This is a genomic window from Candidatus Neomarinimicrobiota bacterium, from assembly GCA_016784545.1.
Taxonomy (GTDB): Bacteria; Fidelibacterota; UBA8477; order UBA8477; family JABMPR01; genus JABMPR01.
Genome location: JADHUM010000057.1, coordinates 1 through 24,068, shown reverse-complemented (window position 1 = coordinate 24,068; position 24,068 = coordinate 1). Strand labels below are relative to the sequence as shown.

Annotated in this window: 23 protein-coding genes; 19 read left to right on the top strand and 4 right to left on the bottom strand. The window is 44.4% G+C overall.

Features of this window, described 5'->3' with window-relative positions:
• The first annotated feature begins 97 nt into the window (after positions 1-97).
• Positions 98-823: an SH3-like domain-containing protein gene (locus tag ISR87_12670; GenBank protein ID MBL7026296.1), complete on the top strand. Its 726-nt coding sequence runs from the start codon at positions 98-100 to the stop codon at positions 821-823.
• Between the two features lie 70 nt (positions 824-893).
• On the opposite strand, the gene ISR87_12665 is transcribed toward ISR87_12670, so the two are convergent.
• Positions 894-2,738 carry a T9SS type A sorting domain-containing protein gene (locus ISR87_12665; GenBank protein ID MBL7026295.1) on the bottom strand — a complete coding sequence of 615 codons (1,845 nt, stop codon included), beginning with the start codon at positions 2,736-2,738 and terminating at the stop codon, positions 894-896.
• Between the two features lie 169 nt (positions 2,739-2,907).
• Between ISR87_12665 and ISR87_12660 the strand changes: the two genes are divergently transcribed.
• Together ISR87_12660 and ISR87_12655 are read left to right on the top strand one after the other, a co-directional pair.
• The gene (locus ISR87_12660) at positions 2,908-3,372 is read left to right on the top strand and encodes a 3-dehydroquinate dehydratase (protein MBL7026294.1); all 465 of its coding nucleotides are present in this window, start codon (positions 2,908-2,910) and stop codon (positions 3,370-3,372) included.
• 12 nt (positions 3,373-3,384) lie between these two features.
• Positions 3,385-4,791 (top strand): sodium:solute symporter, encoded by a 1,407-nt coding sequence (locus ISR87_12655; protein MBL7026293.1) that lies wholly within the window; start codon positions 3,385-3,387, stop codon positions 4,789-4,791.
• Here ISR87_12655 and ISR87_12650 read toward each other — a convergent pair.
• From ISR87_12650 to ISR87_12640, 3 genes are read right to left on the bottom strand one after another with little or no spacing between them, the layout of a single operon-like run.
• Positions 4,788-5,324, bottom strand: coding sequence for a hypothetical protein (locus ISR87_12650; GenBank protein MBL7026292.1), 537 nt, complete (start codon positions 5,322-5,324; stop codon positions 4,788-4,790). The two genes, ISR87_12655 and ISR87_12650, sit on opposite strands and share 4 nt — an antisense overlap.
• Positions 5,325-5,336: 12 nt before the next feature.
• Entirely contained in the window at positions 5,337-6,650 is a 1,314-nt protein-coding gene (locus ISR87_12645; protein MBL7026291.1) for an ABC transporter permease, read from the bottom strand.
• A complete protein-coding gene (locus ISR87_12640) occupies positions 6,643-7,548 on the bottom strand; it encodes an ATP-binding cassette domain-containing protein (protein ID MBL7026290.1) in 906 nt (301 codons plus the stop codon). Before ISR87_12640 ends, ISR87_12645 begins: the two co-directional genes overlap by 8 nt.
• A gap of 976 nt (positions 7,549-8,524) precedes the next feature.
• Between ISR87_12640 and uvrA the strand changes: the two genes are divergently transcribed.
• The 16 genes from uvrA (at position 8,525) to ispE (ending at position 23,990) form a co-directional block, all read left to right on the top strand.
• Positions 8,525-11,347, top strand: a complete 2,823-nt coding sequence (uvrA, locus tag ISR87_12635; GenBank protein MBL7026289.1) for an excinuclease ABC subunit UvrA — start codon at positions 8,525-8,527, stop codon at positions 11,345-11,347.
• A 25-nt stretch (positions 11,348-11,372) separates the two neighbouring features.
• Positions 11,373-11,744, top strand: coding sequence for a glyoxalase (locus ISR87_12630; protein MBL7026288.1), 372 nt, complete (start codon positions 11,373-11,375; stop codon positions 11,742-11,744).
• A 144-nt stretch (positions 11,745-11,888) separates the two neighbouring features.
• Entirely contained in the window at positions 11,889-12,923 is a 1,035-nt protein-coding gene (gene ruvB, locus ISR87_12625; GenBank protein MBL7026287.1) for a Holliday junction branch migration DNA helicase RuvB, read from the top strand.
• Between the two features lie 27 nt (positions 12,924-12,950).
• Positions 12,951-13,982 carry a tRNA preQ1(34) S-adenosylmethionine ribosyltransferase-isomerase QueA gene (gene queA / locus ISR87_12620; GenBank protein ID MBL7026286.1) on the top strand — a complete coding sequence of 344 codons (1,032 nt, stop codon included), beginning with the start codon at positions 12,951-12,953 and terminating at the stop codon, positions 13,980-13,982.
• 337 nt (positions 13,983-14,319) lie between these two features.
• On the top strand, positions 14,320-14,793 hold the full coding sequence (locus ISR87_12615; GenBank protein MBL7026285.1) for a 2-C-methyl-D-erythritol 2,4-cyclodiphosphate synthase: 474 nt from the start codon (positions 14,320-14,322) through the stop codon (positions 14,791-14,793).
• A 15-nt stretch (positions 14,794-14,808) separates the two neighbouring features.
• Positions 14,809-15,438: a DedA family protein gene (locus ISR87_12610; protein ID MBL7026284.1), complete on the top strand. Its 630-nt coding sequence runs from the start codon at positions 14,809-14,811 to the stop codon at positions 15,436-15,438.
• A 254-nt stretch (positions 15,439-15,692) separates the two neighbouring features.
• Positions 15,693-16,142 carry a c-type cytochrome gene (locus tag ISR87_12605; GenBank protein MBL7026283.1) on the top strand — a complete coding sequence of 150 codons (450 nt, stop codon included), beginning with the start codon at positions 15,693-15,695 and terminating at the stop codon, positions 16,140-16,142.
• A gap of 59 nt (positions 16,143-16,201) precedes the next feature.
• Complete coding sequence (gene nosZ, locus ISR87_12600) at positions 16,202-18,148, top strand: Sec-dependent nitrous-oxide reductase (protein MBL7026282.1); 1,947 nt, start codon at positions 16,202-16,204, stop codon at positions 18,146-18,148.
• A gap of 70 nt (positions 18,149-18,218) precedes the next feature.
• Positions 18,219-18,803, top strand: a complete 585-nt coding sequence (locus tag ISR87_12595) for a hypothetical protein (GenBank protein MBL7026281.1) — start codon at positions 18,219-18,221, stop codon at positions 18,801-18,803.
• Positions 18,779-19,258: a nitrous oxide reductase accessory protein NosL gene (locus ISR87_12590; protein ID MBL7026280.1), complete on the top strand. Its 480-nt coding sequence runs from the start codon at positions 18,779-18,781 to the stop codon at positions 19,256-19,258. The genes ISR87_12595 and ISR87_12590 overlap by 25 nt, the downstream gene beginning before the upstream one ends.
• Positions 19,259-20,491, top strand: coding sequence for a nitrous oxide reductase family maturation protein NosD (locus ISR87_12585; GenBank protein ID MBL7026279.1), 1,233 nt, complete (start codon positions 19,259-19,261; stop codon positions 20,489-20,491).
• Positions 20,488-21,186, top strand: coding sequence for an ABC transporter ATP-binding protein (locus ISR87_12580; protein ID MBL7026278.1), 699 nt, complete (start codon positions 20,488-20,490; stop codon positions 21,184-21,186). Before ISR87_12585 ends, ISR87_12580 begins: the two co-directional genes overlap by 4 nt.
• A 4-nt stretch (positions 21,187-21,190) precedes the next feature.
• Positions 21,191-21,973 (top strand): ABC transporter permease subunit, encoded by a 783-nt coding sequence (locus ISR87_12575; protein MBL7026277.1) that lies wholly within the window; start codon positions 21,191-21,193, stop codon positions 21,971-21,973.
• A gap of 12 nt (positions 21,974-21,985) precedes the next feature.
• Entirely contained in the window at positions 21,986-22,423 is a 438-nt protein-coding gene (locus tag ISR87_12570) for an Rrf2 family transcriptional regulator (GenBank protein ID MBL7026276.1), read from the top strand.
• Between the two features lie 24 nt (positions 22,424-22,447).
• Complete coding sequence (locus tag ISR87_12565; protein ID MBL7026275.1) at positions 22,448-23,005, top strand: fasciclin domain-containing protein; 558 nt, start codon at positions 22,448-22,450, stop codon at positions 23,003-23,005.
• Positions 23,006-23,198: 193 nt separating this feature from the next.
• On the top strand, positions 23,199-23,990 hold the full coding sequence (gene ispE, locus ISR87_12560; protein MBL7026274.1) for a 4-(cytidine 5'-diphospho)-2-C-methyl-D-erythritol kinase: 792 nt from the start codon (positions 23,199-23,201) through the stop codon (positions 23,988-23,990).
• Positions 23,991-24,068 lie beyond the last annotated feature (78 nt).

Below are 24,068 nucleotides of genomic sequence, written 5' to 3'. Positions count from 1 at the left end.
GAAAAGTTATTAAGTAGATCACCAAATTAACCCATGATATCGGAGAGGTTTTATTCTATTATCTTGCGCCTTAAAAAAATTATTGAAAGGGAATAAAATGCGTTTCAAACTTTTTGTATTAATAATGACAGCGATGATGACCATGATTGGCTGTGAATCAAGAGAAAGAGTCAAGGCTCCGGCCAGCGATGCCCAGCCTGCCGCTCCACATCAGGCCATGGGAGCAGCACACACAATTCTGGTAAAAGAAGTCATTCAGGCCAAGAGCTATACCTATCTGTTTGTTGCTGAAGGCGACAAGGAATTTTGGATTGCCACAGCCAAACAGCCCATTGAGGTTGGCATGACTTTGAATTATGATCAGGGTCTGGAAATGAAGGATTTTTCCAGCAAGGAAATTGATAGAACCTTTGATAGTATCTTCTTTGTGGGTCAGATGCGGGGCACCTCAGGTGCAGCTGCAAATGCCATGGGTAGCAAAAAAGTCATGGAGCCCGCCAAAGATATTTCCATTGAAAAAGTAGCTGGCAGCATAAGCATTCAGGAGCTTTACACCAACAAGGCTGACTATGACGGCAAGGTTGTCACCGTGCATGGCCAGGTTACCAAATTCAATGCAGGCATTATGGGTCGCAACTGGGTTCATATCCAGGATGGTACAAAATCAGGGGATGCCTTTGATGTTACCATTACAACTCAAGCTGTTGTCAGCAAAGATGATGTTGTGGTCTTTAGTGGTAAAGTAGCTTTGAACAAAGATTTTGGTGCTGGTTATAAATATGATGTCATCATTGAAGAGGCTAATCTTTCAACCGAGAGCTAAATACTCACAATATTGAATAAAAGGCGAGGGTAACCTCGCCTTTTTTATTTCTCAAAGACTGGGGTGAAGCCTAGTCAAGCTTCACCAGTTTCACAGACTGTGAAAATCCAGAGCCCTGTATGTTGAGGATGTAAATCCCACTTGCCATCGCAACGCCCAACCGGTTCTCCCCCTGCCATTCAATCTGGTGGGTCCCAGATGAATGAGGGGATCTGTTAACAAGACGCTTCACCAGGCGCCCACGAATATCCAGGACAGAGATGGAGACCGGCATGGTCTGATCCAGAGTATAGCTCAAGGTCGTGTTGGGGTTAAATGGGTTTGGGTAAATTGAATTAATTCTGAAAGCACTTGGGCGCAGATCCTGGTCATGAGACCTAACCACAACTGATACTGGAGCATGTGAAGTTATCTTGCCCAGGTAATCCACATCACTCAACCGATATTCATAAGCTCTGCCAGTTGATACCTTGGCGTCTGTGTACTCATAGCCCGTTTCTTCAGTTGTGGACCCCTGGCCTGTCAGGGTTTGATGGGTTTTAAAGGAGGCGATTTCCTTCCAGCCCTTGAATATCTCAAGATGACGATCCGTTGCACGCTCAAGGATAAATCCCAGGTTTTCAATTTCGCTTGATGTTGTCCAGTATAACTCCACCAGCCCATTTTTTGATTGAGCGCTGAATGTGGAAAGCTCAACAGGTAAACTAAGATCGGATTGGTCAATGAGATAAGCGGACCCTGAATTTGTGTAGCTTTCATCATCATCAGGTGCCCCGCAGATGAGGAAACTGCCACTGAGGCCCACCGATTTGCCAAAAGCCTGACCGGCAGAGATGGTATTCTGAGGGACAATGGCTGTTTCATCCCACGATTCCTGGCCAGATTCTCGGTCATAGAGATAGGCTTTTCCCGCGTTATAGGAACCTACAATTACCTGGCGATTCAAAATGGCCACGGCTGCACCAAAAAATGCCCCACCGGAGCCCACATCAGAAGCCCTGAGCTTGGTCATTTCTGTCCAGGTTTCCAATCCAGTATCCCGTTTGAAGATATAGGCAGCTCCAGCATTGTCACCACCTGAATAATCCTCGTACCTTGCGCCAACCACAGCGTATTCTGCAGAGATGGCGACAGCATATCCAAATTCATCATCAGCACTCCAGTCGGCCGGAATGAGGATGGCTTGTTCTGTCCAGGTCTCAGCGCCAGTATCCTTCTTAAAGATCAAGGCAGATTCGGTTGTACCTCTGTGCGATCCAATAATGGCATAACCCTCAAACAATTCAACTGAGTTGCCAAAATATGCTCCCTGGCTGGCATTGGATTCAATCAGTTTGTCCTTGAGAGACCAGCTTTGTAGACCCTCATCACGCCTGAACACATAAGCCGATCCAGATTCGCTGATCACATCGTCATCAGCTGGCGCTCCGATGAGAGCATAGTCAAGATCGATGGCAACTGAGGTTCCAAACGAATCACCAAGATGTGGGTCATTGGCCACCAGTTTTGCCCTTTGCAGCCAGTCCTCACTATCAGCATCCTTTTGGAAGATATAGGCAGCGCCCATGCCGTAAGAAGGATGGGAGTTTCCATAAGCACCCACAATGGCATAGTCGCCATGCATATCCACGCTACAACCAAAACGGTCATTCTCGGCGGCATCAGAGGCTACCAGTTTGGCAGTTTGGACCCAATCCCCCGTTCCGGGATCCCGGTTGAAGATGTAAGCGGATCCCGATGTCGTTCCACTATCATCATCTTCCCAGGCACCTACAATGGCGTAGTCTCCTGAGACGTCGACGGAGATTCCGAAGTGGTCATTCATAGCTGGATCCGAAGCCACCAGTTTGTGTTCAGCTGCAAGGGTGAGGTTCAAAATGGATAAAAAGAGTAGTATACGTTTAGCAACGTGCAAGAGAGACCCCCGTCTGGTTAGTGGGTGAAATAAGTTGTTTTTCCTGAGGCAATTAATGTACCATGGAATATGCCAGGAGTGAAATAGTGGGGTTTTATTCTATACCTCTCGCTGGAGGAAAGCTCCAATTCTCAATTCGTAATTAAGAATTCTAAGTTAGATTGCAGCCATGGCAATATCACCTCCCGAGAAGAAACGAATCTTTATCATCCATGGTCCCAACCTGAATCTGCTGGGCTCTCGTGATCCCGAGCAATATGGAACCCTGACACTGGACAAGGTTAACACAGCTATTCGCAAGAAAGCTCGCGAGCTGGATCTTGAAACCCGGATTATCCAAACCAATCACGAAGGTCGCATTATTGATCTCTTGCACCGAAGACGGAAATGGGCCGATGGTATCATTGTTAATCCAGGGGCCTTTACACATTATTCCTACGCCATTCGTGATGCCATTGAGGGTATTCAGATTCCCGTTGTAGAGGTTCACCTCAGCAATATTTATGAGCGGGAAGACTTCCGAAGTGTTTCTGTTACCAAAGATGTTTGTGTCGCACAGTTTTATGGGAAGAAAGTCGACTCCTATTTGGAGGCACTGACTTTTCTCTCCAAACACCTAACACCTAACTCCTAACCAGGACAAATCATGCTCTCCACACTCGACTTCAGCATCATCATTGTCTTTTTGATGGGTATTTCTGCTTACGGAATTTATAACAGCCGCTTCAATAAAACCTCTGAGGATTATTTCCTTGCTGGACGTGACATGCCCTGGTGGGCTGCCATGCTTTCCATCGTGGCAACAGAAACCTCTGTATTGACCTTTATCAGCATCCCTGGTTTGGCTTATCGCGATAACTGGTTCTTCCTTCAACTGGCATTGGGCTACATCCTGGGTCGTATTCTGGTGAGCATCTTTTTACTGCCAGCATATTTCAAGGGTGGTATTACCTCCATCTACGAAGTACTGGGAAATCGATTTGGAAAGAAAATACAGAAAACAGCTTCAGGTGTCTTTCTGGTTACCCGTATCCTGGCTGATGGGATCCGCTTCCTGGCAACTGCGGTGATTGTCCAGGTTGTGACGGGTTGGTCCCTGCCTGTGGCCGTGTTGATTATTGGTGCTGTGACTGTTGTTTATACCCTCATGGGAGGCATTCGCACGGTAGTCTGGGTCGACAGTTTTCAATTCGTGCTTTACATCGGCGGTGGTATTATAGCCATTATTTATATCCTCATGCATTCAGATGCCAGCTTTGGAGGCATGCTGACCCAATTGAATGATCAGGGCAAGCTGGATATTGTTCGTTGGGGGTGGGACTTGTTTTCTAATCCCTGGCTATTCCTGTCTGCTGTGTTTGGAGGTATGCTGTTATCATTCGCTTCCCATGGTGCCGACTACATGATGGTCCAAAGGGTTATGTCTGTGCGTGATCTTGCAGGTGCCAGAAAAGCCATGGTGGGAAGTGGTATCTTTGTCTTTATTCAGTTCGCTATATTCCTGCTGGCAGGCTCTCTTATCTATATCTATCTCGGCGGGGTTGAGTTGGAAAAGGACAGAGAGTTTTCAACATTTATCGTGAAAGAACTCCCGGTTGGATTAAAAGGCTTGTTGCTGGCAGGTGTGCTATCTGCAGCAATGTCCACCTTGAGTTCCTCAATCAATTCACTGGCGTCATCTACAACAACAGATTGGCTGGGTGGCAAGACCACCATTAAAACATCTCGTTTAATCAGCCTGGGGTGGGCAATTGTTCTGATTGGCATTGCTCTGGTTTTTGATGAATCTGACAAGGCCATCGTAGTCATGGGTCTGGAAATTGCCTCGTTCACCTATGGTGGATTACTGGGTCTCTTCTTGCTCACAAAAATCGACAGAGACTTTTCTCAGATCAGTCTGATTTGTGGACTTGTGGCATCCATGCTCATTGTCTTTTTAATGAAGAGTCAGGGTTTGGCCTGGACCTGGTTTATCGGTTTCTCCGTGTTGACAAACCTGGTCGTTGTCTACCTCGTTGATACTCTGGAAAAATTACTGAAAAAACCGGATTAGTTTCCTGAAACAACAGCGATAATCACGATAATAATGGTGATCAGCCAGATATTGATGTAGTGCTGGAGCTGCAGTCCCAGAAGTAGTAGAATATCACGCTCCAATGCTGGCAGCTCCTTTGCCGGGCTTTCAATGGTCCCAGATCGATGAAATGGACTATCTACCGTAAAGATATATTGTTCAGTTACTGCATCTTTCTTGATCCAGCTCCAGATACCTCTCAGCAAACTGGTGGAACGAAAATAGTAGGTACTTCCGCTGTTTAGCTCAAGCTTGCTCTTTTGGAAATCTTTCCAGTAAAAATTGAATTTTCCCACCTGCTCCTGGGAAGAACCATCAATAACCTTTAAGCTCATATTGGCTTTCCCATTGGAACTGAAGCGTAGATTGCGAGCACCCAATTCGCCGTAGCCATCAGGGCTCCACAGGCCTTTGCGCGTGATTTTGCCCTGGAGTTTAGGGCTGAGTTGAAAATGATAGCTACGTCCTCGAGAGTGTTCTTTTGCCCAGGTATATATTTTTTTCTCAGTCATGTGTTGCCCTCCTTAGCCTTTGGTCATCCAACGCATAATGTTTGAAAATTTAAGTGGCACACCCTGCATGAGAATGGCTGATCGGAAGATGCGTGCTCCGCCCCAAACCACAAACAGCGTAAAAATTAATACACCGGCAAGACCGGCCCAGGGTTGCCAGGCTGGTATGGTAACCGGTGATGCCATTCTCAGGGTCATTACCATGGGGGTAAATGGAGGAATCAATGACATGACCGTAGCAAACGTTGAGAGAGGTTCCTTCAATACTGGCATCATAATAAACATGGGAATCATCATGGGAAACATTGCAGGGAAGGAGAGGGACTGCGCGTCTTTGGCATCATTTGCCACGGAACCCAGACTAGTCATAAGTGCACCTAGCATAAACAAAAGAACAACCAGATTCACCACAAACCAGGGTAGAATGTCATAAGGTATGTAAGCTTCAAAACCACGCCACTGCATAAAGGCTGTACCGCCGCCCAAATATACCAGGGTGCTGGTAAGAGCCACAGCGAGACCGCCAAGAATTTTCCCCAGCATAAATTGGAAGGGAGTGATAGACCCCAGGATCACTTCAACAATGCGTTGGGTCTTCTCTTCCATAACTGCACTGAGCTGTGGCATGGCTCCCATCATTGACATCATAAACATGAGCATCATCATAACCAGGGGAACAGCGATAGCGCGGATTTCATTGCTGGTGCCAGCGTCAGTAACATTGCCTTCTTCATCAACTTTTAAAAGTCCTTTGGCAGTGACCCATGACCAATGAAAGAGGTCTGGAATTTCAGACTCATCAATACCGGCATCTTCAAGCCTCAGGCGACGGAGATGATTGTTAATAGGGTCACGTAGCCAGCCACGGATGTCATCCAGGGCTGCACTTTCAGCGTGATAATTTACAAATGCATTTTCTGGGTCTGCAGCTGGGTGCACAATGGAAGATCCGATATGCAGAATGGCATGAATCTCACCGGCTCGAACCCGATCAGATAAAGCTCCGAGTTGTACAGTGATATTGGCAGTATCCACGTCCACAAATTCAATATTATAAACTGGTTTTACCTGGGAGCTATCTTCTGCATCAAATATGTGTTGCGTGTTGCGAATAGAAGCAGCCTCAATGAGCATCTCACTGAATTGACCCGATTCATCAACCACTACGATGTGGCGCTCGCGGATATCCACATGATCTTTCAGGAGTGCCATAGCAATGATGCTTCCACTCATAAAAACGGGTAGCATGATGAGCCCGATAATAAAGCCCTTGGTGCGAACAGCGGCATAGTACTCTCTCAGGGCGAGACGTAGAACCTTATACATGATCCATCTCCACAGTACCAGCTATTCGAACAAAAATATCATGTAAGGAAGGCTTCATCAGTTCAAAGCTTAACAAAGTATTGTCTTTCATTAATTCCTTCAAAATGTCCTGAGGATTAGATTCTGGTGATATTCTCAACTCCTGTGATTGACCAAAGTCATGCACTTTTTCGACACCTTGAATCCGGTCAAGTCCAGAAGGCTTGTTGTTGCACCGAATGCGCAGGGTATCACTTCCATATTTATCCTGAATTTCTGCTAAGGTACCATCAAGAACCTTTTTACCCTTATGAATCATAAATACATAATCACAGACTTTCTCAGCGGTGGCCATGTCATGGGTGCTGAAAATCACGGTGGATCCATTCTTTTGTAGCTCCAGCATGGCTTTCAGAAGCACATCAGTATTTACCGGATCAAGTCCACTAAAAGGTTCATCAAGAATGACGAGTTTGGGATGAGAAACTACGGTGGCGATGAATTGAACTTTCTGACTCATGCCCTTGCTCAAGGCTTCGACCTTTTTGGAGCCCCATTCTGTTAGATCAAGCTTCTTAAGCCAAAAGTCTACATCAGCTGAGACGCTATGCCCTGTCTTCAGTTGTCCATAGAATTGAAGTAGTTCGCGAATCTTCATCTTTTTATAGAGGCCACGCTCTTCAGGAAGATAGCCCACAAGGTCATTGTCGATTGAAGCTCTGGGAGAGCCAAGTACTTGAATATCTCCAGAATCGGGATGTAAAATATTCATAATCATACGAATGGTTGTAGTCTTGCCCGATCCATTTGGACCGATGAAACCATATATACTGCCTTCAGGAACATCAAGAGAAAGCATATCTACGGCAGTAAAGTCGTTAAAGGTTTTGGTAATATTGTTAAGCGTCAGTGCATTCATGCAATGAATCCTTATCTAAAAAAAGCATAATTGGGACGATTGAATATAAGCGAGATGTCACAGATGTGGGAAATTTTCGTTGAGGAGCAAATACTGACGCTTACCGGTTTGCTCTGATGGTAGAGTGGAAGAACTTTTGAATTAACGATTACATTGGTCATTATGTTTCACTTGAGAAATCAGGAATAGTTTTAATTACAGGGTCGTGTAGTTTTAATTAAAACTTAATCCATTTGCAAGCAATATGGACGATTGAATATGGATACATTCAGGAGACATCGCTCTCGCCAGCAGCATGTTGTAAAATCCACTCGATGAATGAGGAAGATGCAATTTACTGACAGAAGTCAGATCAAAACATGCTGAAAGCATGAATATCTTGAAATGTTTTTGGTACGCGAATTATGATAGTGCACAAACCGGCAAAAGGCGATTTTGTAGCGTTTTGAACCAGCAATAACACCATAATATAGAAGTCTGGGTGACAGGGATAAAATTTAACGAAAAAATTTAGTGATTGACCTGGGGGTCAAATCAAAGAAATATTGAGAACATCATGGGTTTAAGTATGAATTCAAAAATATTTATATAGAGGACAGTATTTTACTAAAAACCTTATATATAGCCATTACCTCACTTGCCCAGTCATGCTTGGGGGAAGAATTAACCCGGGATATGGGGAGTCAGCTTCCCTGGAATACAATGTTAATAACTTTTATTCATCCTCTTCCCTCGAAGAATTAGATGGACTTATCAGCTGAATCCAACGGATCAGTTAAAATTTCCCTAGACAGAGGTGTCAGGCAGGGGCGAATATCCAGAGGTGCAAAAATAAGCACACCAGATTTTCTTGAGTCGGATTCTAATACTTTTCCAAAGAGCTCTCTCTGCAGACCAATAATATTTAAGAAAATACAAATTCTGCTTCCACCAGGCTACTCCTTCAAATATCTTCAAAGTTTGAATTGAGGATTTTATGCGTAGTGATAAATTAGTAGTACATGGTGCTCGCGAGCACAATCTTAAAAATATAAATCTAGAACTCCCAAGAGATAAATTTATAGTTATAACCGGTCTATCCGGTTCTGGTAAAACTTCATTGGCATTTGATACCATATACGCTGAAGGGCAACGTCGCTATGTCGAATCCCTCTCAGCTTATGCTCGTCAATTTCTCGGTCTAATGGAAAAACCAGATGTTGATTATATAGACGGGTTATCTCCAGCTATATCCATTGAGCAAAAATCAGCAGGACGAAATCCCAGATCAACGGTTGGGACAGTAACGGAAATTCATGATTACCTTAGACTGTTGTTTGCCCGAATTGCAAAGCCCGAATGTTATAACTGTGGTCGTCCCATCACTCGGCAAACCGTTCAGCAGGTTGTCGACTCAATCCTAAACCTAAAGCATGACGCACACATTCAGATTCTTTCACCCATTGTGCAGAGTCGCAAGGGAGAGTTTAAGGAAATATTCAAGGAAATAAAAAGGGAGGGATTTGTTCGTGTACGCGTAGATGGGAAGATTCAGGAGGTAGGCAGAACAATTACCCTGGATAAAAACAAAAAACATAAAATTGAAATTGTCATAGATCGTCTCGTAATCAATGAAGAATTTAAGGACCGATTAACAGATTCCGTAGAGTTGGCCTTAAAACATGGTACAGGCATGGTAATCATTGATGTGGTTGGAGAAGAGGAACATGTATTCTCTGAGCATTACGCTTGTCCCTATTGTGAAATAAGTTATCCAGATCTTGAACCACGTCTCTTTTCTTTTAACGGTCCATATGGAGCATGCCCGACCTGCGATGGTCTCGGTATGCAAACCAGTATAGATATTAATCTCCTCGTGCCAGATAAGCGTAAGTCATTATTGCAGGGAGCCGTTGCACCCCTGGGTGAACAGCCTCGCGGCAATTGGTACGCCGCTATTCTTAAAAGCCTGGCATCTCACTATAATTTTAAGTTTACTCAACCCTGGAGCAGTATTAGTGATGAAGCCAAGGAAGCAATTATACGAGGAACCGGTGATAAGAAGATTAAGATGGCCTATGAATCTGATCGCTGGAAAGGTGAGTACGAGGGAGGATTTGAGGGTGTCATACCAAATCTTGAACGCAGATATAAACAAACCACTTCTCCTGGTGTAAGGAAGTGGATTGAGGGCTATATGAGTTCTTTGCCCTGCGAAACCTGTGGAGGCTCTAGATTGCGTATTGAGGCAAATCATATACTGCTGGGGAATAAAAGTATCACGGACTTGAGCTATTTACCCATCAAAGAATTGCTGACATTCTTTAAAGAATTAAAACTCACAGAAACCGAAGAACAAATCGGAAAACAAATCTTAAAAGAAGTTAAAGAGAGATTAAGTTTTCTGGTAAATGTTGGTTTGGATTATTTAAACTTATTTCGAACAGCCGGAACGCTTTCTGGTGGTGAAGCCCAGCGTATAAGACTCGCCACACAGATTGGATCGCAGTTAGTAGGGGTTCTTTATATTTTAGATGAACCCTCCATAGGTCTTCACCAAAGAGACAATCGTCGACTTATTGAAACCTTGAAGCATTTGCGCGATCTGGGAAATACAGTTCTGGTCATCGAGCATGACCAGGAAACCATGGAAGAAGCAGACATCCTGGTGGACATGGGGCCCGGTGCCGGTGAACACGGTGGAGAGATTGTGGCCATAGGCCCACCAAAAACTTTCTTAAAAAACAAAAGGTCACTCACTGCTAAATATTTATCAGGTGAATTGTCCATACCAGTTCCCCTTCAGAGACGTGAAGGGAAAAACAGTAAGATTAGCCTGTTTGGAGCCCGAGGAAATAATCTTCAAAAACTCGACATCGATTTCCCATTGGGCAAGTTCATTTGTGTAACAGGTGTATCAGGATCGGGAAAATCATCGCTTATTAATCAAACACTCTACCCTGCCATGGCACGCTCCATTTATAATACAAAGATCACAACCCTCCCGTTTGATCGAGTCGAAGGTCTCGCATATATTGACAAAGTTATCAATATTGATCAGTCCGCCATTGGTCGAACCCCCCGGTCCAACCCGGCAACTTATACTGGCTCATTCACCTTCATCAGAGATCTCTTCTCTCAGCTGCCTGAGGCTAAATTGCGTGGCTATAAACCTGGTCGCTTCTCATTTAACGTAAAGGGGGGACGTTGTGAAAGTTGTCAGGGAGACGGCATCCGAAAGATAGAAATGCACTTTTTACCTGATGTATATGTGCAGTGCGAGGATTGTAAGGGAAAGCGCTACAACAGAGAAACATTGCAAATACAGTACAAGAAAAAGAATATCGCAGAAATACTGGATATGTCTGTGGAAGAGGCTTATGGGTTCTTTAAAGCCATACCAGCCTTGAAGCGAAAACTAAAAACGCTGGTTGAAGTTGGTCTGGGCTATATCAAGCTGGGACAACAGGCGACCACCTTATCTGGTGGAGAAGCCCAACGGGTTAAGCTTGCCACCGAACTTAGCAAGGTGGGAACGGGTCGCACCTTCTATATCCTGGATGAACCAACAACCGGACTTCACTTTGAAGATGTAAAGATGCTCCTATCCGTGTTGGACCGCCTGGTTGACAAAGGTAACACGGTATTGGTGATTGAGCATAATCTTGATGTCATCAAATCGGCTGATCATGTAATTGATCTGGGACCTGAGGGTGGTGATGGTGGTGGTGAATTACTGGCTTCTGGAACTCCAGAGCAAGTTGCCAGGGTGAAGCAATCGTATACAGGTCACTATCTGAAAGAGATGCTGGCCAAATAGTGGTAGTATTATGATTAACTCGGGTATGACCATCCTTTATGTTTCTGACCAGAAAGCAGCCAGGGTGTTCTATCAATCCGTCCTTCAAACCAAGCCAACCCTTGATGTGCCTGGAATGACGGAATTTCGAATAGGGAATGGATTGGTTTTGGGCCTGATGCCTATCTCTGGTGTTAAACAGCTTTTAGGAGACGAGGTCATTCAGGAACATGAACCCACCACTCCACGAGCTGAGTTGTATTTTATAGTTGATGATGCAAAGCGCTATTTGGATCGGGCGATACAATCCGGCGCAAAACCTCTAGTAGATGTGGCAGTGCAGGATTGGGGTGATCGAGCAGGCTATTGCCTGGACCCGGATAAACATGTGTTGGCTTTCGCAGAATCGTCAAAATAGGTGAAGTGTATAACAGGATACAGTTTTGCACTGCCAAGGCTTCACTTGGAAACAGGCACCCTCACCGACTATATTTGCCGGCACATTTTTGAGTAAAAGTTCCAGAAACCCAAAACGAGAGAGAGACAAGCGTAGATTGAAAAGATGAGTGATTTAACACAACCCCACCAATTGACTGAAGAACAGGAATTTGACCGTGCTCTGAGACCACAGAGCCTGGAAGATTTTGTGGGTCAAGAAGATGTTGTTGCTCAACTGAAGATATTCATCGAAGCTACTAAACAGCGCAATGAAGCTCTTGATCACGTCCTCTTGTTTGGCCCTCCCGGTCTGGGAAAAACCACCCTGGCCATGCTGGTGGCAAAAGAATTGGGAGTGAATATCAAAATCACTTCCGGACCAGTCCTGGACAAAGCAGCTGATCTGGCTGGCCTCCTAACTAATCTTGAAGATAGAGATGTCTTCTTTATTGATGAGGTCCATAGATTGAATCACATCGTTGAAGAATATCTCTATTCAGCCATGGAAGATTACCGCATTGACATCATGATTGATAAAGGTCCCAGCGCCAGAAGTGTTCAGTTGAATCTGGAGCCATTCACTCTGGTTGGTGCCACGACTCGGGCTGGACTTCTAACGCCACCCATGCGTGCTCGATTTGGGGTAGTGCTTAGAATGGATTTTTACGAAGCTGAGCAATTGCAGCATATTATAAAACGTTCAGCAAATATTTTGAATGTTCCCATTGATGATGAAGGCGCGTTGGAATTGGCTCGTCGCAGCCGAGGTACACCACGTATTGCCAATCGGCTTTTAAGACGGACAAGAGATTTTGCCCAGGTTAAGAGCAATGGCTCCATCAATAAGCAAATTGCTGACGATGCGCTTGGCATGTTAAATGTCGATGAGTATGGTCTTGATGATATGGATAAACGCATCCTTAAAGCGCTAATAGAAAAATTTGAAGGTGGCCCTGTCGGTCTTAATTCCCTTTCAGTGGCAGTTGGTGAAGAAGCCAATACACTGGAAGAAGTTTATGAACCCTTTCTTATCATGGAAGGCTTCCTGGTAAGGACTGCCCGTGGTAGACAGGCAACCCCTCAAGCATACAGACATTTAGGCTTTGTATTAAAAGCTGAGTTACCCCAAACCAACATGTTCCAAAGAAAGAAAGAATGATATATGCTGTTTGATCGCGCAAAAGCCCTGACCCTCTCTGATTTCGATTATGAATTACCAGAGGAGTTGATAGCCCAACACCCAACTGCCAAACGGGACGGATCCAAATTACTCGTTATGGATGCCCAGTCTGGGGAAGTTGTGCATAGCAAGTTTTCTAATGTTGTGGATTCCCTGAAGTCAGGAGATGTCCTTGTATTGAATAATACCAAAGTCTTCCCCTCAAGACTTTTTGCTCGTAAGGATAAAACGGATACCGAAATCGAATTATTTTTACTTCGTGAATTGGGCAATAATCTCTGGGAAACGCTGGTGAAACCTGCCCGCAAGGTTCGCGTGGGAAACAAGCTGGTTATTGAAGACAAAATCACCTGTGATGTGGTTGATAATACGGTTTCAGGCGGACGTGTCGTTCGCTTTGACAAAAACGGCGGCGATTTCTATTCCATTCTTGACGAAGTTGGCAAATGGCCACTTCCGCCCTACATCCTTAGAGAGGCTAATGCCAAAGACAAGGATCGTTATCAAACCGTTTATGCCGAACATCGGGGTGCTGTGGCGGCCCCTACAGCAGGATTACATTTCACTGAAGCCCTGCTAAAAAAAGCCCAGGCAAAGGGTGTAGAAATTCAATATGTAACCCTTCATGTTGGACTGGGAACCTTCAGGCCTGTAAATGTGGAAGACATCACCAAGCATCAAATGGATGCTGAGTATTTTAATGTGCCAGAAGAGACAGTTGCCGCAATTAAGAAGGCTAAAGAAGAAGGTCGGCGGGTCATTGGAGTTGGAACGACCGTTGTTCGAGCGCTTGAATCAGCCGTAATGTATCCACGTGAACTTGAACCTGGTGATGGCTGGACAAACAAGTTCATCTACCCCCCATATATTTTCAGAGTAGTTGATGGTATTATCACCAATTTTCATCAGCCCAAGTCAACCCTGCTTATGCTGGTTTCAGCCTTTTCATCAAAAGAGAAAATTCTTAAGGCATATAAAGTAGCGGTTGAAAAGAAGTATCGCTTTTTCAGCTATGGCGATGCCATGTTTATTAGTTAGGAGTTAGGAGTTAGGAGTTAGGAGTTAGGAGTTGAATGGTTCTAGTGAGGCTCGCAGAGTCGGATTTGAAGGCTATTCGAGTGGAAGAATTTAGTATGAATAAAAAAGCTCTGCCCCTCTGCGTTCTCCGCGAGAGGATGGAAAAAGTTAGCAGGCCGAAGTGGCGTCACAAGAAAGTGTCCCTGAGTGATAAGATTAAACAAGCAGCATGAATAGTGGAATAGCAGAGCGATACAGTGTTGAATGATCTACGACATAAATTTCGTTTGGGTTGTTGCAAAACAGGTACAGAACTCGTATGAGTAAAAAACCTAACATTCAGCCCCCCATACCAAATCTGAGAATTGGAAGCGGTTATGATGTCCATCGTCTGGTGGAGGGTCGCGATCTGGTTTTGGGTGGTGTTAAAATTCCTTTTGAAAAGGGAACGCTTGGTCATTCTGATGGAGATGCACTAACCCACGCCATAGCAGATGCGATTCTTGGTGCCCTGGCACTGGGAGATATTGGCCAGCATTTTCCAGATTCCTCTCCTGAGTATAAAGGGGTCTATTCCATCGATCTTCTCAGGCATGTGGCTGCCCTGATTAAAGAAAAAAGTTTTGTGGTTTCCAATGTGGATGCCACGCTCATCCTCCAGCGACCCAAAGTTATGGGTTTTTTACCTGAGGTACGTCAAACGCTGGCTGATGCGTTGGACATATCAATTGATCTTGTATCCGTCAAAGCGACGACGACTGAAGGCATGGGCATGACTGGTAGTGGAGATGCCGTGGCCGCTCAAGCTGTTTGTCTCCTTTCAAAAATTTAGTGCAGATGTCCTAACGTGCTGGAATCCCTCTTTAATTTTATTGAACAATCACCTCCCTGGTTGGTTTTTGCCACTGTTTTTTTAGCGTCTTATATAGAAAATATTTTTCCACCTATCCCTGGAGATACCATCCTGGTTTTTGGAGCGTATCTCGTTGGTCGGGGTCAATTATCCTTTGGAATGGCCATGGCCACAACCTTGTTGGGAAGCGTCATGGGCTTTCTCACGCTTTATGTGGTGGGATACAAGTATGGACGGGGTTTTATGTACTCTACGCAGCAAACCTGGTTCTCACCCAAAAGCTTGAAGCGAGTAGAAGTATTGTTCGATAAGTGGGGTTATGGGGTTGTACTCATCAACCGCTTTCTGGCAGGCCTGAGAAGTGTGGTTGGGCTGTTTTCTGGACTGGGGAAACTCAATATCTGGAAAGTTATCATCCTCTCCACAATTTCCAGTCTTCTGTGGAATGGTACATTGATCTGGCTGGGTAGCACCATCGGTGAAAATTGGGAGCAGATTGGTGTCTACCTGAAACGCTATAACACTGCGGTTTCTATTATCATTGTGAGCATCGTCGCGGGATTTCTCATTCATCGCTATCTTATTGTCAAAGATAACCTGACTCAGGGCAATGAAAAATCCTGACAGTCTCTCTCAACCCCTTCACCAAAAAACGACGATAAACAATCCCCACCAGTAAAATTTTTATATTAATAATATTTAATATTAACAAATTATTCTTGCTAACTGCTGGTTATCAAATCAATTTAAGCGCTAGAGGTCATAAATAGGCCGCAAGCATTAATTGGGAGCGATTAGAGCTCTTTTTTTTCCAGGAATTATGACAATATATCTCACCAAATGTTCTACATAAAATGAATAGGAGTTCAAGCAAAATGATTAAGAAAACGGGGATGCTTTTAATAGCAACGCTGATACTAATGAATTGTGGGGGCGGGGAAAATGAAGCTGTCAAAGAAGCCACCACACCAAAATTGAGTCCTGAAGGTCTCACTCAAGAACAGATCAAACATGGCATCGGTCCCATTGGCGCGCTTACCCTGGGTCCACAAGATGATGTTTTGGCAGCAAAGGGAGCAGAAGTTTTCGAACTGAAGTGTGTGGCCTGTCATAAAATCAATGAACGTCTCGTTGGTCCACCACTGGCTGGTGTGACAACCAAACGTTCACCGGCATTCATCATGAATATGATTTTGAATCCTGATGAGATGGTCAAGAAACATCCCGAAGTAAAAGCCATGTTGGCTGAGTTTTATGTTCCCATGACCTTTCAAAATGTTACCGAAGATGATGCCCGGGCTATTCTCGAATATTTGAGAACTCTTTAAGCCTTAGCTGTTCAAAAAGAGATGAAAATTTTAACAAACAATACGTAGGAGGAAAACGTATGAACAAAACAATGATGCAGATAGCAGGAGTGATTCTGGTAATTGCCACCTTTTTACTCATTTCAGAATGTGCAAAAAAAGACAAGCCTATTCTAGGTTCTAGTGATGCAGCTTCGGCCGTCTATGTTGCCCCGGGTGATTATGACGAGTTCTATGCCTTTACATCAGGTGGATTTAGTGGCCAACTCGGCGTATACGGTTTGCCCTCGGGACGTCTATTCAAGGAAATCCCTGTCTTTTCTGTAGATCCTGAAAATGGATATGGATTTAACGAAGAAACCAAAGACATGCTCAAAACATCTTTTGGTCATATTCCATGGGATGATTCTCATCACCCAGAACTTTCACAGACAGACGGTGTAACTGATGGCCGCTGGATATTTATCAATGGAAACAACACGCCCCGAATTGCTCGAATTGATCTAAAGAATTTTGAAACAGCTGAGATCATTGAAATACCTAACTCAGGTGGAAACCATGGATCACCCTTCATAACTCAAAACTCTGAGTATGTGGTGGCCTCAACACGCTTTAGTGTTCCGATCCCACAGGCAGATGTACCAATATCTAGCTACAAAGAAAACTTCAGTGGAACGCTTTCATTCATCAAAGTGAATCCCGATGATGGGCACATGAACATCGAATTCCAAATTATGGTACCTGGTTATGACTATGATTTAGCCAGTGGCGGTAAAGGTCCCTCACATGGTTGGGCCTTCTTCTCAAGCTACAATACGGAACAAGCCAACACCCTTCTCGAAGTGAATGCTTCAAAGAATGACAAGGATTTCATTGCTGCCGTTAACTGGAAATTGGCTGAAAAGTATCTGGCTGAAGGCAAGGGTCATAAACAACCAGCCGATTACTATCATAACTACATGGACCACAACTCACACTCTGCAGTTTCTGAGCAGAAAAAGAGTGTGACCGTCCTCTATCCTTCAGAATGCCCAGGTCTGATATATTATCTCCCCACACCAAAATCTCCCCACGGCGTCGATGTTGACCCCACAGGTGAGTACATTGTTGGTGGCGGCAAACTGGCCGCTGTCGTTTCTGTACATTCTTTTTCTAAGATGATAAAAGCCATTGAAGACAAAAAATTCATTGGCGATGCAGGTGGAATTCCCGTCCTCGATTTTGACGCAACCATTGCTGGTGAAGTCACCAATGTTGGTCTTGGCCCATTGCATACTGAGTTTGATGGAAAAGGGTATGCCTACACCTCTGCCTTTATTACTTCTGAAGTGGTTAAGTGGAAAATAGGAACCTGGGAAATTGTTGACCGAATTCCATCCTATTATTCAATTGGACACCTGATGATTCCTGGTGGCGGAAGCATGAAGCCATGGGGTAAATATCTGGTCGCTCTCAACAAAATGACCAAAGATCGCTATCTTTCTACTGGACCTGAATTAGCTCACGCCGCTCAGCTGATTGATATTTCAGGTGAAAAGATGAAACTGCTTTTGGATTTCCCAACAGTTGGTGAACCTCACTATGCTCAGGGTATTCCTGCAAATCTCATTCATCCCAATACTACCAAGATCTATGAGCTGGAAAATAACACCCATCCATATCGCACACTTAGCGAGAAGGACGCACGTGTTGAACGGAAAGGGAACGAGGTTCATGTCTACATGACCACCATCCGTACACACTTCAAGCCTGATAATATTGAAGGTATTCAAGTGGGTGATGTGGTTTATTTCCATGTGACAAACCTTGAGCAGGATTGGGATATTCCGCACGGTTTTGCCATGCAGGGAGCCATAAATTCTGAGCTGCTTGTCATGCCAGGAGCCACAAATACGCTACGTTGGGAGCCTAAAAAAGTTGGTGTATTTCCATTCTATTGTACCGACTTCTGTTCAGCGCTTCATCAGGAAATGCAAGGTTATGTGAGAGTTTCACCCAAGGGATCAAAAGTTCCAATCTCCTTTTAACTTAGATATATAAATCTGATGCTGGGGACCCTTGGTCCCCAGCCTTTCCAAATGAATGGATGGTATTGGAATGAACAAAAAATCAAGGTGGATATTAGCGGTGGGCGCCTTACTCTTAATCGGGACATATTTATTCCCGCTCTGGTCCATTACTGTCGAAGCACCACAATACCCGGAAGGCTTGGGAATCTATATTCGCATCAACACTGTTGATGGTCATGCAAAAAATGATCTCAAGAATTTGAATATTGTAAACCACTACATCGGCATGCAGGAGATCGTTCCTGAATCTATCCCCGAGCTAAAATATATGCCTGCAATAGTGGGCTTACTCATTGGATCAGGACTACTGGTTGCCTGGAAGGGTGGTAAAAAGACACTATACATATGGCTGGGTTTCTTTTCCCTCCTTGCACTGATTGGCCTGGTTGATTTTTATCTCTGGAATTATGATTTTGGTCATAATCTGGATACGGAACATGCTGCTATTCAAATAGAGGGGATGACCTATCAACCACCACTCTTTGGCACAAAAACCATGTTGAATTTTGTAACCACATCGCTTCCCTCGTGGGGTGGTATGGCTGCCTTTGCTTCAATCTTTATGGGATTTCTAGCTGCTTTCTTATCATGGAAAGACAAGCCGTCACAATGATCAAATCCATGGCTCCCATATCCGTATTGCTTATGACCATCCTGGTGATCAGCTGTGAACCAGCTGTCCAGGCCATCAACTATGGAAAAGATGGTTGTAGCTACTGTCGCATGACCATCGTAGAAGATCTTTATGGGTCGGAACTACTCACCACCAAGGGCAAGGCTCATAAATTTGATTCCATTGAATGCCTGGCAGCTTTTGTAATAAAAGACGAAGTGGCGACAGAGAAGATTCATAATTTGTATTTTACTGATTTTGAAGAAGCTGGAAATCTTTACCCCCTCCAGGAAATGATTTTTGTCCAGGCTAAAAAATTGAAAAGCCCCATGGGCTTGAATCTGTCCGCCTTTCGCACTCAGAAAACTGCCGATGACGTGGCCTTACTCTATTTTGGTGAGACCATGACCTGGGAACAGGTTAAAACCTATGTGGAAACCGCCTGGTTAAAATAGATGTTCCCGCTCCGCACCATACTGATCATCCCTATCATGAGTACTGCTTTGTGGGCAGGGCAGGTACAGGTCGGCTCTGATTATCATTACATCACAGTCTCGGAAGGTCTTGAAGCCTCTTTGTCTGGCGATACCGTCCTGGTCCATCCCGGAACCTATGTTGAAAGCGGTCTGATCATCTCGCACACCCTCACCCTGCTTGGCATTGACAACCCCATTATTGATGGAAACCATAGCGGCGAAATTCTCACCGTAACTGCAGATGATGTTAGAATTGAAGGCTTCACTTTTAAGGGCTCCGGTTTGAGTCACCTAGAAGAAAATGCTGCGGTTCGATTTGAAGAGACACGAGGAGGGAGGGTAAGCGATAATACATTTGAGGACAATTTTTTCGCAGTCTATATCTCTAAATCAGAAAAATGTATTATCGAGAACAATAGAATCAGTGGTCTGGCCAAGACAGAATCACGCTCTGGGAATGGCATTCACCTTTGGTACTGTAAGGATATAACAATTGAAGAAAACTATATTGAAGGTCATCGGGATGGGATATACCTGGAGTTTGTAGAGCAGTGTGTTGTCACCCATAACCATAGCACAAAAAATCTGCGTTATGGTTTACACTTCATGTTTTCAAATCATAATGAATATAATAACAACCAATTTGACAAGAATGGTGCCGGTGTGGCGGTGATGTATTCCCGTCATGTGGATATGCATAATAATGTGTTTGCAGATAACTGGGGAAGCTCCGCCTATGGACTACTCCTCAAGGATATCTATGACAGTAACATCACAGACAACCAGTTCAATCGGAATACTGTGGGACTTTATTCAGAGGCCTGCAACAGAATCCAGGTTGAAGGCAACAATTTTGAGAACAATGGCTGGGCGGTGAAGATTATGGCCAACTCCATGGACAATGTGTTTACCCATAATAACTTCCTCGCCAACACCTTTGACATTGCAACCAACAGTCGTCAGAATTTTAACGCCTTTAATCAAAACTATTGGAATAGATACCGGGGTTATGATCTGGATAAAGATGGCATTGGAGACGTTCCTTTTCGTCCGGTTAAGTTGTTTTCACTGCTTACGGAGAAAAATGAACCGACTCTCATGCTCATGCGCAGTATTTTTGTAGAAATTATGGATCTGGCTGAGAGTTATATTCCCATTCTTACACCGGCCACCCTCATTGATGCCGAACCCCTTATGAGAATCAACCCATGATTGATATCAAAGGTCTGGAAAAGCGCTTTGGACGTCTTGAAGTCCTCCGGGAGCTCGATGCGCAAATTCAGGAAAATAAAATTACTGCCATTGTAGGTCACAATGGTTCAGGCAAAACCACCCTAATCAAATGTTTACTCGGTCTTGATAAATACGATGGTGGCCACATCACCATCAAAGATTTTAAGCTCAATGGCGACTGGAGCTACCGGAGCCAGATTGGGTATATGCCGCAGGTCGCGCGTTTCCCTGAAAATCTCACTGCCACCGAGATCATTACCATGATCTCAGACCTACGGACGGGGTCAGTAACCCAGGCAGATGATTTGATAAGCTATTTTAGACTTTCAGATGAGATGTCCAAACCCCTTAAAAATCTATCTGGTGGGACACGACAAAAGGTAAATGCCATTGTTGCCCTCATGTTCAATCCTGATATTCTGATTCTTGATGAGCCAACCGCTGGTCTGGATCCTATTTCCAGTAGTCTCCTTAAAGACAGGATTGTTGCTGAAAAGGATGCTGGTAAAACGGTGATTATTACTTCCCATATCATGAGTGAGATCCAGGAATTGGCTGATACCATCCTCTATTTACTTGATGGAAAAATTTTCTTCGATGGTCCTGTGGATGAACTCATAGCCCAAACGGGTGAAAAGAACCTTGAACGTGCCATCGCCAAAATGATGTCCTGATGCTATGATGACCCTACTAAAGATAATCAAGTATCAACTTCATGACCTCCTTAGAGGTAAATGGTTCATTATTTATACAGCAGTATTCTTTTTGCTTACAGATGGACTTTTCCGATTCGGTGGTGATTCAGGGCAAGTATCCCTGAGTCTCATGAATGTGGTCTTATTCATTATTCCCCTGGTGAGCATTATTTTTGGCACCATGTTTTTTTACAACTCCAGGGAGTTTATGGAGCTGCTTTTATCTCAACCTATTAGTCGGATTTCACTATTTCTGGGGCTGTATCTTGGCCTCACCATACCCCTTTCAGCAGTTTATCTGGTTGGAGTAGGCGTGCCTTTCATTTATCACGCCGGGGTACAGACTGGTAGCCATTGGATTCTACTTCTTGTTGGAGTTTCCCTGACCTGGGTATTCACTGCTCTCGCTTTTCTCATTGCAGTATTGTCTGAGCAGCGTGTAAAAGGTGTTGGTATGACCATCGTTCTCTGGTTGTTTTTTGCCATTCTCTATGATGGTATTATCCTTTTTATACTCTTTGCACTGGAGGATTACCCTCTTGAAAAACTGACCCTGGCTTTATCCCTGTTTAACCCTATTGACCTGGGACGGATATTGATGTTGCTGCAATTTGACATTGCCGCTCTCATGGGGTATACCGGTGCTCTATTTTCAAAATTTTATGGAAATATGTTTGGTTCTGCCGTGGCAGTTTTCGCACTTTGGATGTGGTGTATAGGTCCAGTATGGCTGGGCTATCGGGCATTTTCGAAAAAAGATTTTTAGGATGAATACACAATGATACTATCTCGAGCAACAGAGTATGCAATCCGGCTCATTTTCTATCTCAGCGATCGTCAACCACTCGTTAAATACATCCGCATCAAGGATGTGGCCAAAGACCTTGATGTTCCTTATTACCAACTTGCCAAAGTGGCTAACACGCTCATCACAAATGAAATACTTAAATCGAGCACAGGACCAACAGGTGGCATAGATCTTTGTGACCATGCCAACAGTCTACCGCTTTCAGTCGTGTTGGAAATTTTCGGTGAAAAGGACATCTTCGATAAATGCATTCTGGGCCTCAAAGAGTGTTCCAGTGAGAACCCCTGCCCCATCCACAACGTTTGGGGAACGACAAGGGTCGAGCTCAAAGCCACTTTTTTTGATAAGACTCTGGGTGAATTGAAGGCTGATGCGCTACTCCCAGTTTTTAAAAACCTGAATAATTGAAATTAATCAAGTAGGAGAGATAAAATGAAAAACGTAATAATCATGCTGGTTTTAAGCTTTGTTGTGCTGGTAGTTTTCGCATGTTCAACAAGTGAAGACACAGCAATGGCAAAAACCGAGACCTTCGCCAAAGATCATAGCCAGGCAGGTGTGAAGGATGATGTCTCAGATCCAAATATACTCCAGATCGCCCTGGGAAGCCCTGACCATACCACTCTGGTGGCAGGTGTTGTGGCAACTCAGCTGGAAAATGTTCTGGTCGGTGCCGGCCCCTTGACGGTTTTCGCACCAACAAATGCTGCCTTTGATAAACTGCCTAAAGGTACTCTGGAAACACTATTAAAACCTGAGAACAAATCAAAACTGGCAGCGATTATCACATCTCATGCTTCCCCGGGTACATTTATGGGAGAGGGTTTGAAAGATGGTATGCAGCTTTATATGGCCACAGGTCACTATGTTGATGTAAAGGTCACCGAAGAAGGAACCTTCGTCAATGGCAGCAAAATCCTGGCTACAGTGGATGCAACAAATGGCGTGGTTCATGTAATCGATGATGTCTTTTTGATTGCTGCTGGATAAACGCATAAGTTGATTTTTGGTGAACCCCCGGTCTAAACCAGGGGTTCGCCTTCCAAAGTAAATGCCGCTTCATCATCATCCCTAAAAGAGCGCTTCTTCACGTTGCTCAGAATGACATTCTGAATATCTTCAAAGCATAATGCAATCCTTTGAATCATTCACAATTCCAGCACACACTAAGGTCAACCTGTGCTTGCGCGTGCTGGGTAGAAGAGAGAATGGTTACCATGATCTGGATACAGTATTCCAGGAAATGGACTGGGGTGATATTGTCCATTTTGAACCAGCTGATAAATTCAGCTTCAGCATGACCGGTCTACGCTTTGATGACGGGGGGAATAATATTTGTCTGCATGCTGAAAAACTATTCAGAGATGCAACTGGAATTACGCTTCCTGTAAAGATAACTCTGGAGAAAAAAGTACCACCTGGGTCTGGAATTGGAGGGGGTAGTGCCGATGGTGCTGCCATACTCAAAGGCTTGAATAAGACCGCAGGATTTCCCCTGTCTAATGAGCACTTACTGGAGCTGGCCCTGGAGTTGGGTGCTGATGTACCATTTTTTATCGAGGGTGGGTTGCAGCGAGGGCTGGGTGTCGGTGAGAAACTTGAGAGGCTGGAATCAGGCTTCAAGGGGTTCATACTCCTCATTATTCCGCCCATTCATGTCTCTACAAAACAAGCGTTTGAAGCACTAAAAATACCATTGACACCCCCTAAGGCACCGTTTACTTTTGGCCGCCTTTTAGAGAAGGCAACACTGGTACGGTTTTTTGATAACGAATTTGAATCTGTAGTTTTTCATATACATCCAGAAATTGGCGCGCTTAAAAGCGAGCTCCTGAATCAAGGAGCATATTTTGCCAGTTTGTCGGGTAGTGGCTCGACTGTGTATGGCATCTTTGACAGCCTTGATCAAGCAAAGGCTGCTCAATCGTTTTTTATAAACCGTTACCATACCCAGATCACCCTCCCCGTCATCTAAATATTGCCTTCCGGGATCGTTCAATGGTAGGACACCAGCTTTTGGAGCTGGTCATGGGGGTTCGAATCCTCCTCCCGG